The 10031-nt window shown below is 62.6% G+C and carries 11 protein-coding genes and 1 pseudogene; 8 read left to right on the forward strand and 4 right to left on the reverse strand.

Annotation, left to right across the window (positions count from 1 at the left end):
- Positions 1–112: 112 nt before the first annotated feature.
- The 7 genes from urtB to AC1D0P_RS09650 are packed head-to-tail and all read left to right on the forward strand — an operon-like array spanning position 113 to position 6437.
- Positions 113–1027: an urea ABC transporter permease subunit UrtB gene (gene urtB / locus AC1D0P_RS09620; RefSeq protein ID WP_477676527.1), complete on the forward strand. Its 915-nt coding sequence runs from the start codon at positions 113–115 to the stop codon at positions 1025–1027.
- Between the two features lie 39 nt (positions 1028–1066).
- Complete coding sequence (gene urtC / locus AC1D0P_RS09625; RefSeq protein WP_477676528.1) at positions 1067–2254, forward strand: urea ABC transporter permease subunit UrtC; 1188 nt, start codon at positions 1067–1069, stop codon at positions 2252–2254.
- A gap of 32 nt (positions 2255–2286) precedes the next feature.
- Positions 2287–3030: an urea ABC transporter ATP-binding protein UrtD gene (urtD, locus tag AC1D0P_RS09630; protein ID WP_457280956.1), complete on the forward strand. Its 744-nt coding sequence runs from the start codon at positions 2287–2289 to the stop codon at positions 3028–3030.
- A gap of 23 nt (positions 3031–3053) precedes the next feature.
- Positions 3054–3743 carry an urea ABC transporter ATP-binding subunit UrtE gene (urtE, locus tag AC1D0P_RS09635; RefSeq protein WP_436157998.1) on the forward strand — a complete coding sequence of 230 codons (690 nt, stop codon included), beginning with the start codon at positions 3054–3056 and terminating at the stop codon, positions 3741–3743.
- Positions 3744–3785: 42 nt separating this feature from the next.
- Positions 3786–5015 (forward strand): formamidase, encoded by a 1230-nt coding sequence (gene fmdA / locus AC1D0P_RS09640; RefSeq protein WP_477676529.1) that lies wholly within the window; start codon positions 3786–3788, stop codon positions 5013–5015.
- Positions 5016–5032: 17 nt separating this feature from the next.
- Positions 5033–5374: a zinc ribbon domain-containing protein gene (locus tag AC1D0P_RS09645; RefSeq protein WP_477676530.1), complete on the forward strand. Its 342-nt coding sequence runs from the start codon at positions 5033–5035 to the stop codon at positions 5372–5374.
- A gap of 25 nt (positions 5375–5399) precedes the next feature.
- Positions 5400–6437: an aliphatic amidase gene (locus AC1D0P_RS09650; protein ID WP_477676531.1), complete on the forward strand. Its 1038-nt coding sequence runs from the start codon at positions 5400–5402 to the stop codon at positions 6435–6437.
- A gap of 15 nt (positions 6438–6452) precedes the next feature.
- Here AC1D0P_RS09650 and guaD read toward each other — a convergent pair whose 3' ends face one another.
- From guaD to AC1D0P_RS09670, 4 genes and pseudogenes are all read right to left on the reverse strand, one after another.
- A complete protein-coding gene (gene guaD, locus AC1D0P_RS09655; protein ID WP_477676532.1) occupies positions 6453–7739 on the reverse strand; it encodes a guanine deaminase in 1287 nt (428 codons plus the stop codon).
- Positions 7740–7797: 58 nt separating this feature from the next.
- Positions 7798–8160 carry a 6-pyruvoyl trahydropterin synthase family protein gene (locus AC1D0P_RS09660; protein ID WP_477676537.1) on the reverse strand — a complete coding sequence of 121 codons (363 nt, stop codon included), beginning with the start codon at positions 8158–8160 and terminating at the stop codon, positions 7798–7800.
- 23 nt (positions 8161–8183) lie between these two features.
- Positions 8184–8750: pseudogene (queE, locus tag AC1D0P_RS09665) on the reverse strand (7-carboxy-7-deazaguanine synthase); the annotation flags it as partial.
- A gap of 225 nt (positions 8751–8975) precedes the next feature.
- Entirely contained in the window at positions 8976–9620 is a 645-nt protein-coding gene (locus AC1D0P_RS09670) for an FMN-dependent NADH-azoreductase (protein ID WP_477676533.1), read from the reverse strand.
- 99 nt (positions 9621–9719) lie between these two features.
- Here AC1D0P_RS09670 and AC1D0P_RS09675 point away from each other — a divergent pair.
- The coding region (locus AC1D0P_RS09675; RefSeq protein ID WP_477676534.1) for a LysR family transcriptional regulator at positions 9720–10031 on the forward strand (312 nt) is incomplete at its 3' end.

Genomic DNA, 10031 nt, shown 5'->3' on the forward strand with positions numbered 1-10031 from the left:
ACCGGTTCACTCCGCCATGCGACGGGGTGAGCCGGCAGGGGCTTCTTCTTTTCTTCCGCGCAGACGCATTGCCTTTTTGACGTTGACCCACCCGCCGCACCGGAGCCCCACCATGAATCTTTCCGAAATGCTCAACATCGGCCTGATGCAAGGCTTTGCCGGGCTCAGCCTGTTTTCCGTGCTGCTGCTCATGGGCCTGGGCCTGGCCATCATCTTCGGCCAGATGGGCGTCATCAACATGGCGCACGGCGAGTTCATGACCATAGGCGCTTACACCATCTACCTGTTTTCGCACCTGTCGGAGGCCTACGCGCCCGGCTTTGTGCAAGCCTACTTTCCGTTTGCCATCGCGGCAGCCTTCATCTTCGCCTTCGCCGCCGGCTGGCTGGCTGAATGGGCCTTCATACGCCACCTTTACAAGCGCCCGCTGGACACGCTGCTGGCCACCTGGGGCCTGTCGCTGGGCATGCAGCAGATCTTCCGCACCACCTTCGGCGCCAAGGAAGTCAGCCCCACCCTGCCCGACTGGCTCATGGGCTCCTGGGCGCCGGCGCCCGGCCTGGACATCCCGATCAACGGCCTGTTCGTGATGGCGCTCACGCTGGTGGTGACCTGCGGCGTGCTGGTCGCGCTGCACAAGTCGCGCTGGGGCCTGCGCGTGCGCGCCACCGTCGCCAACCGCGTGATGGCCAACGCCACCGGCATCAACACCAAAAAGACCGACCGCCTGACCTTTGCCATCGGCTGCGGCATCGCCGGCGTGGCCGGCGCGGCCTTCACCACCATCGGCTCCACCGGCCCGACCAGCGGCTCGCTCTATATCGTCGACGCCTTCCTGGTCGTCACCTTCGGCGGCGCGGCCAGCCTGCTGGGCACCGTGGTCTCGGCCTTCGGCATCGCGCAGACCCAGTCCATCGCCGAGTTCTTCATGACCGGCTCCATGGCCAAGGTGCTGACCCTGATGACCATCGTGACCATCCTGATGCTGCGCCCGCAGGGGCTGTTCGCCTCCAAGGTACGGCGTTGAGCTTTCACCTTATTCCCATCTAGACAACCGGAGTTTTTCATGAACAGCCTCAAGCAATGGATAGTGCGCAACGGCCTGGGCAACGTCGCCCTGCTGGCCCTGGTGCTGCTGGTGGCCTTTCCTCTCGCGCTGGATCTGTTCCGCCTCAACCTTGTGGGCAAATACCTCAGTTATGCCTTCGTCGCGCTGGGCCTGGTGATGTTGTGGGGCTACGGCGGCGTGCTGAGCCTGGGCCAGGGCGTGTTCTTCGGCCTGGGCGGCTACGGCATGGCGATGTTTTTGAAGCTTGAAGCCAGCGACCCCGTCACCACCAAGATCCAGTCCACGCCCGGCATCCCCGACTTCATGGACTGGAACCAGCTTACCGCGCTGCCGATCTGGTGGAAGCCTTTTCAATCCTTTCCGCTGACCTTGCTGCTGATCCTGGTCGTGCCCACGCTGCTGGCCTTCATCATCGGCTACGCCATGTTCAAGCGGCGTGTGGGCGGCGTCTACTTCGCCATCATCACGCAGGCCGTGGCGCTGATCCTCACGGTGCTCATCATCGGCCAGCAGGGTTACACCGGCGGCGTCAACGGCATGACCGACCTGAAGACCATCCTGGGCTGGGACACGCGCACCGACAGCGCCAAGTACATCCTCTACTTCCTCACAGCCGGCTTGCTGCTGGGCGCCATCGTGCTGTGCACCTGGATACAGAAGAGCAAGCTGGGCACGCTGCTGCTGGCCATGCGCGACAAGGAAGACCGCGTGCGCTTTTCCGGCTACGACGTGGCAATGTTCCGGGTCTTTGCCTTCYGCTTCGCGGCCATGCTGTCGGCCGTGGGCGGTGCGATGTTCACCCTGCAGGTCGGCTTTATGTCGCCCTCGCTGGTCGGCATCGTTCCCTCGATTGAGATGGTGATCTTCGCCGCCGTCGGCGGGCGCATGTCGCTGGTGGGCGCGGTCTACGGCGCGCTGCTGGTGAACTTCGGCAAGACCTATTTTTCCGAGAGCTTTCCCGATCTCTGGCTGTTCCTGATGGCCGGCATGTTCCTGGGCGTGGTGCTGGCCTTCCCCGATGGCCTGGCCGGCGTCTACACGCAGCGGGTCAAGCCCTGGCTGGCCAAATGGTTTGCGCGGCGCGAGAAGGTCGCGCCGCCTGCCGCCCCGCCCATGGCGTCTCCACAAGCCGCAGCCCCTGAAACGCCCACGCTGCCTGCCGGCCTGAGCGGCCAACGGACCTGAAAACCAAGGAAGCCACCATGATCGCGCCCGCCATGACCCCAAACGACTTTGTGCTGTCGGTCGAAGACCTGACAGTGTCCTTCGACGGCTTCAAGGCCATCGACAGCCTGAACCTCTACGTCGACCAGAACGAGCTGCGCGTGATCATAGGCCCCAACGGTGCCGGCAAGACCACGCTGCTGGACCTGATCTGCGGCAAGACGCGGGCCAGCCACGGCCGCATCAAGTTCAAGAACGCTGAGATGACCAAGCTGCCCGAATACCAGATCGTGCGCTCCGGCATAGGCCGCAAGTTCCAGACGCCGTCCATCTACGAAAACCTCAGCGTGTTCCAGAACCTGGAAGTGTCCTTCCCGCGCGGGCGCGGTGTGTTCGGCGCGCTGTTCTTCAAGCGCAGCGAAGAAGTCAAGGCCCGCGTGCAGGCCGTGGCGGCCGAGATCGGCCTGGACGGCCAGGTGGACACCGAAGCCGGCCTGCTCTCGCATGGGCAAAAGCAGTGGCTGGAGATCGGCATGCTGCTGATGCAGGACCCGGAGCTCCTGATGCTGGACGAACCGATTGCCGGCATGAGCGTGCGCGAGCGCGAACTGACGGCCGAGCTGCTCAAACGCATCTGCAAGGGCCGCGCCATGATCGTCATCGAGCACGACATGGAGTTCGTCAAGCGCATCGCCGACAAGGTGACCGTCATGCACCAGGGAAAGATCCTGGCCGAGGGATCGATGGAAAAAGTGCAGGCCGATCCGCGCGTGATCGACGTGTACCTGGGCCATTAAGCCGCAAGCACCAAGGAACCACCATGCTCAACGTCAACAACCTCCACGTCAGCTACGGCCAGAGCGAGGCGCTGCACGGCATCAGCTTCTCTGCCAAGAAAAACGAAACCGTGGCCATCATGGGCCGCAACGGCATGGGCAAGACCACGCTGTTCAAGTCGCTGATCGGCATCCTGCCGCTCAAGTCCGGAACGATTGAAGTCGACGGGCTGGACATCTCCAAGGACGAGAGCTACCAGCGCGTCGCCAAGGGCGTGGCCTACGTACCGCAGGGCCGCATGATTTTCCCGACGTTGACGGTGCAGGAGAACATCCTGACTGGCCTGGAGAACGCCAAACACAAGCAGATCCCGGACGAGATCTACGCACTGTTCCCGGTGCTCTTCGACATGCGCGGCCGCAAGGGTGGAAACCTCTCGGGCGGCCAGCAGCAGCAGCTGGCGATTGCCCGCGCGCTGGTGACCAACCCCAAGGTGCTGCTGCTGGACGAGCCGACCGAGGGCATACAGCCTTCCATCATCAAGGACATCGCGCGCGCGCTCAACGAGATCCGCAAGATGCGCGAAATCACGATTGTGGTGTCCGAGCAGGTGCTGAGCTTCGCGATGGACGTGGCCGACCGGCTCTTCGTCATTGAGGGCGGCCAGCTGGTACACGAAAGCACCCGCGCCGGCACCGACACGGCGCGCATCAAGCAGTTTCTTTCCGTCTGATTTTTCTTTTTCTTTTTATTCATCACCACCAGGAGATATGGCATGACCGACACGCTGATCAAGGTTGACCTGACGAAGTCACCCACCCTCAACGAAAACATCCACAACCGCTGGCACCCGGACATCCCCATGGCCTGCTGGGTCAACCCGGGCGATGATTTCATCCTGGAAACCTTCGACTGGACCGGCGGCTTCATCAAGAACAACGACAGCGCCGACGATGTGCGCGACATCGACCTGAGCACCGTGCACTACCTCTCGGGCCCGGTCGGCGTCAAAGGCGCCGAGCCCGGCGACCTGCTGGTGGTCGACCTGCTGGACATAGGCGCCAAGCAGGACAGCCTCTGGGGTTTCAACGGCTTTTTCAGCAAGAAGAACGGCGGCGGCTTCCTGACCGACCATTTCCCCGAAGCGCAGAAATCGATCTGGGACTTCAAGGGCATGTTCACGAGTTCGCGCCACGTGCCGGGCGTGAACTTCGCCGGCCTGATCCACCCCGGCCTGATAGGCTGCCTGCCCGACAAGGCCATGCTGGAGATGTGGAACACGCGCGAACAGGCGCTGATCGACAGCGACCCGACGCGCACCGGCCTGGCCAACCCGCCTTCGGCCGGCACCGCCCACATGGGCAAGATGACGGGCGCGGCGCGCGACAAGGCCGCGGCCGAGGGCGCGCGCACCGTGCCGCCGCGTGAACACGGCGGCAACTGCGACATCAAGGATTTGTCACGCGGCTCCAAGGTSTTCTTCCCGGTCTACGTCGATGGCGCGGGCCTGTCGGTGGGCGACCTGCACTTCAGCCAGGGCGACGGCGAAATCACCTTCTGCGGCGCCATCGAGATGGCCGGCTGGGTGCACATGAAGGTCACGCTGATCAAGGGCGGCATGGCCAAGTACGGCATCAAGAACCCCATCTTCAAGCCCAGCGTCATCACGCCGCGCTACGACGACTATTTGATCTTTGAAGGCATCTCGGTCGACGAGGCCGGCAAGCAGTACTACCTCGACGTGAACGTCGCCTACCGCCAGGCCTGCCTGAACGCCATCGAGTACCTGAAGAAGTTCGGCTACTCGGGCGCGCAGGCCTATTCCATCCTGGGCACGGCGCCGGTGCAGGGCCACATCAGCGGCGTGGTCGACGTGCCGAACTCCTGCGCCACGCTGTGGCTGCCGACCGGTATCTTCGACTTCGACATCAACCCGAACGCCTCCGGGCCTATCAAGCACATCGACGGCAAGATCAGCATGCCGCTGTCGCCAGACCTGCGTTGAGACACAAAGGAAGCGCCATGCCTACCTACGACTACGACTGTCCGCAATGCGGCTGCTTCGACGCGCTACGCTCGGTCTCCATGCGAAACCAGGCGGCCGCCTGCCCTGGCTGCGGTGGCCTCTCGGCGCGCATTTTGTCCGTCGCGCCCGCGCTGGCCTTGATGGAAGACGGTGCGCGCCGCGCCATGGACACCAATGAACGCGCCCGGCATGAGCCCAAGCGATCCGGTGACTACGCGCGGCTCAAACACCCGGCCGGTTGCGGTTGCTGCTCCAGCGGCAAACGCGGCGCCACGCTGACCGCGCCCAACGGCAACAAGGCCTTTCCCAGCAAGCGCCCCTGGATGATCAGCCACTAAAGCCACTCTTCACAAGGAGCACGACATGATTCACGGCGACATTTCAAGCAGCAAGGACACCGTCGGCGTGGCGGTGGTCAACTACAAGATGCCCAGGCTTCACACCAAAGCCGAGGTGGTGGAGAACGCGAACAACATCGCGCGCATGCTCGAAGGCATGAAGAAGGGCCTGCCGGGCCTAGACCTGGTGATCTTCCCCGAGTACAGCACTCACGGCATCATGTACGACAGCAAGGAGATGCATGAGAACGCTGCCACGGTGCCGGGCTTTGAGACCGAAATCTTCGCGGCCGCCTGCCGGCGCGCCAAGGTCTGGGGCGTGTTCTCGCTGACCGGGGAACGGCACGAAGAGCACCCGCGCAAGGCGCCCTACAACACGCTGATCCTGATGAACGACCAGGGCGAGATCGTGCAGAAGTACCGCAAGATCATGCCCTGGGTGCCGATCGAGGGCTGGTACCCCGGCGACCGCACCTATGTGAGCGACGGGCCCAAGGGTATGAAGATCAGCCTGATCATCTGCGACGACGGCAACTACCCCGAGATCTGGCGCGACTGCGCGATGAAGGGCGCCGAGCTCATCGTGCGCTGCCAGGGTTATATGTACCCGGCCAAGGAACAGCAGATTTTGATTTCCAAGGCCATGGCCTTTGCCAACAACACTTATGTGGCGGTGGCCAACGCCTCGGGTTTTGACGGCGTGTATTCCTATTTCGGCCATTCGGCGCTGATAGGCTTTGACGGCCGCACGCTGGGCGAATGCGGCGAGGAGGAAATGGGCGTGCAGTACGCGGCGCTGTCCAAGAGCCTGATCCGCGACTTCCGCCGCAACGGCCAGTCGGAGAACCACTTGTTCAAGCTGCTGCACCGCGGCTACACCGGCATGATCAACTCCGGCGACGGCGACAAGGGAACACCCACCTGCCCGTTCAGCTTTTACGCCGACTGGCTGCGCGACCCCGAGGCCGCGCGCAAACAGGTGGAGTCGTTTACGCGGACGACGATTGGCACGGATGAGGCACCTATGGAGGGGATTCCGAACCAGGGCAGTGTGACGGCCTGAACGGCCGGCCCAGCACTAAGGCAGGGCCTGCGAAATCACCGTGCGTTCTATCACCCGGTCATCCCCCAGCACAATCAGCGCGAACAGCAGTTCGCCCAGATTGGCCGCCAGCGCGGTCTTGCGCGCCAGCAGCGGCGTGGCCTGCGGGTTGAGCACCACGAAGTCGGCTTCACAGCCGGGCTGCAGATTGCCCACTACGCCTTCCAGCCCCAGCGCGCGCGCCGCGCCCGCGGTGTGCTGCCACCACAGCTGCTGGGGCGTGAGCGAGAGGCCGGGCTTGGTCTGCCCTTCTCGGCCCACGTAATACGCCGCAAGCATCGTGTGAAACGGGCTGAAGGAAGTACCGCCGCCCACGTCGCTGGCCAGGCCGTAGGGAAAGCCCACGCGCTCGGCGCCTTCGTAGTCAAAAAATCCGCTGCCCAGGAACAGGTTGCTGGTCGGGCTGACGGCCGCGGCCGTGCCGGTGGCGCGCATCAGCGCGCGGTCTTCGTCGTCGATGTGGATGCAATGCGCATACACGGCGCGCGGGCGCAGCAGGCCGAACTGTTCATAGACGCTCAGGTAGCTGCGGGCCTCCGGATACAGCCGGCGCACCCAGGCGATTTCGTCCTTGTTCTCGGCGACGTGCGACTGTATCCACACGTCGGGGTATTTGGCGGCCAGCTCGCCGGCGCCGCGCAGCTGGGCTTCGCTGCAGCTGGGCACAAAACGCGGCGTGATCGCATAACCGAGCCGGTCCACGCCGTGCCAGCGCTGGATCAGGGCCTCGGTATCGGCCAGGCTTTGCGCGGTGTCGTCACGCACGCCCTCGGGCGAATTCTGGTCCATCAGGCATTTGCCGGTCATCAGGCGCAGGCTGCGGTTTTGCGCTTCGGTGAACAGGGCATTGACAGATTCGGGATGCGAGGTGGCGAAGGCCAGCGCGGTGGTCACGCCATTGCGCAGCAGCTCGTCCAGGAAAAAACCGGCGGCCTCCGCGCTGTGCCCGGTGGCCGAGAAGCGGCTTTCTTCGGGGAAGGTGTAGTTCTCGAGCCAGGGCAGCAGGCCGTCGGCCGGTGAGCCGATCACGTCGAGCTGCGGGTAGTGGATGTGCATGTCCACAAAACCCGGCGCGATGATGCGGCCCGGCAGGTGTTCGGTGGGCAGGTCGGCAAAGCGTGAAGCCAGCGCCTCATAGCTGCCCACGGCCTGGACCACCTGGCGCCCTTGCGGGTCGGGTCCCACTACCAGCAGCCCGTCGGCCTCGTAGGCGGCCTGGGCGGGACCGGTGAAATACAGCAGGGCGGCGCGGTAGGCTTTCATGGGTGCTAGGTTACCGCAGCCCGTGAGCCTTGCGATATGTAAAAACCGATAAGGCTTATCAGCGGCTCACGCGGCAGCCGTCGCCCAGCGAGGCGCGCCAGACGCGCACCGAGGTCAGCCCCGGCAAACGCGCATCGAGCTTGCGAAAGATGAACTGGCAAAGGTTTTCGAGCGTGGGCGGGCCCAGGTCTTTGACGCCGTCGAGCAGATGGTGGTCCAGCTCCTCGCGCAGCGCGGCGATTTCGCGCCGCACCAGGCCCAGGTCCATCACCATGCCGGTGGCCGCGTCGGGCTCGCCGGCCACAAACACCTCGGCGTTGTAGGTATGGCCGTGCACACGCTTGCTGCTGTCGGCCTCGATGGCGCGCTTGAGCGTGTGGGCCGCGTCGAAGTAAAAAGTCTGGCTGATCTCGCAGCGCATGGGTTCTGGCGTGGGAAGCTTTTTCATCGGATGCCCGTGATCTTGTGGGTCTGCAGGCTGAGCCGCCAGGCCGGGCGCGCCATGCACAGCTGTATGCACGTTTCGGTATTCTGCTGGCGCTGCGGGTTGTCCATGGGCTGCAGGTAGCGATGCGTGAAGTCGGCGGCCTCGAGCTCGGCCAGGTCAAAGCTCGGCTGGGGCCACACCACCTTGAGCTCCTGGCCCGCGCGCTGCACCCAGGGCGCGCCGGCCTTGGGGCTCACGCAAATCCAGTCTATGCCCTCGGGCGCGGCGATCGTGCCGTTGGTTTCGACCGCGATCTGGAAGCCGCGCGCATGCAGGGCCGCGATCAGTTCCGCATCGACCTGCAGCAGCGGCTCACCGCCCGTCATCACCACAAAGCGGTGCGCGCTGTCGCCCGCCGGCCACTGCGCGGCAATGCGCTCGGCCAGCGCGTCGGCACCCCGGAACTTGCCGCCCAGCGTGCCATCGGTGCCCACGAAGTCGGTGTCGCAGAACTGGCAGACGGCGGTCGCGCGGTCCTGCTCGCGGCCGGACCAGAGGTTGCAGCCGGCAAAGCGGCAGAACACAACGGTTCAGGCCAAGCGGTTCACACCATAAGTGGGTCAGATTTCGACGGAATTCAACAAACTTGGGCAAAACATCCACGGATTTTCAGCACTACCGGCTCCAACTCGATCTCTGCTGGCGGGAGCTCAGCCCTCGGGAAAGGGCGGAGTTTGATCCATTGAGTCAGCTGACGACGAGCGTTAAAGCTCGACAGGCAAGAAAATTTAGGAGGACTCGCGGCAATCTCACGCTTTTATCGTCGGGGTGATGGCAAGCAACTTTGCTTCCTGTGCAGCGCCGGCCCGGACCAATCGATCGGTCTCAGTACCGAACAGTGTCTTTTCCATCACTATGCTGTCGACTTTCGTAACACCAACGGAGCGGAGCCAAATTTCCAAGTAGGCTTTTTGAAAGTCCCAGACCGCGGCCGGAGTCGCACCTTCGGCAGAGAAATCCATTCCGCGACCGTAAATGCAGACGGCTCTGGTGTCGTTCATCATTCCGAGCATCCCGCGTTCATCAAATGTAAAGAGGACATCCTTTTGAGAGACGACATCGATGAGATGCTTCAATTTATACGGAATGCCGAAATTCCACATTGGGACGGCAAAGATCAATAGGTCTGCGGCTTTGAATCTTTCGCCAAGTGCGGTGATTCCGTTCCATGCTGCCTGCTGTTCCTCGCTGCGTGTGTTGCCTTCCAGGCCAGCGTATTTGGCGTGCAAAGCAGCACCATCAAATTCAGGGAGTTCGAAGTCCCATAAGTCAATTTTGTCAACACGAACACTTGGGAACTGTTGTTTGAGGGTTTCCAGAAATACGTGCGCCACCTCAATTGTCGCGGAGATTTGTTTGCGAGGCGAGGCCTCAATGTACAGCACAGTCTTCATACGTTCGCTCCGGTTAGTAAAAAACAAAGGGATGGTAGGTGGCATTGATTAATTATGAAAATTAATCGTCATAATGTTTGAAATCACAAAAATTTGTTAATGCAGAACTTTTCAACCGAACTGCTGCGGACATTTGTAGCGATCATTGATGAGGGCAGCTTCACCGCAGCCGGGAGCCGGCTTGGATTTACTCAGTCGGCCGTAACAGCTCAGATCAAGCGGCTTGAGGCCCAGGCGGGATGTCAGTTGCTAACTCGCAATACGCGATCAATGGCTCCGACGCCTCAAGGTGAAGTCATGCTCCAAGGGGCACGAGAAATCCTCTCATTGCATGGGTCGCTGCGGGAGCAGTTGGGCATCACGCAAGGGCTTGGCGGACGCCTGCGGATTGGCATATCTGAGGGTTACCTC

The sequence above is a fragment of the Polaromonas sp. P1_G2 genome (assembly GCF_056405515.1).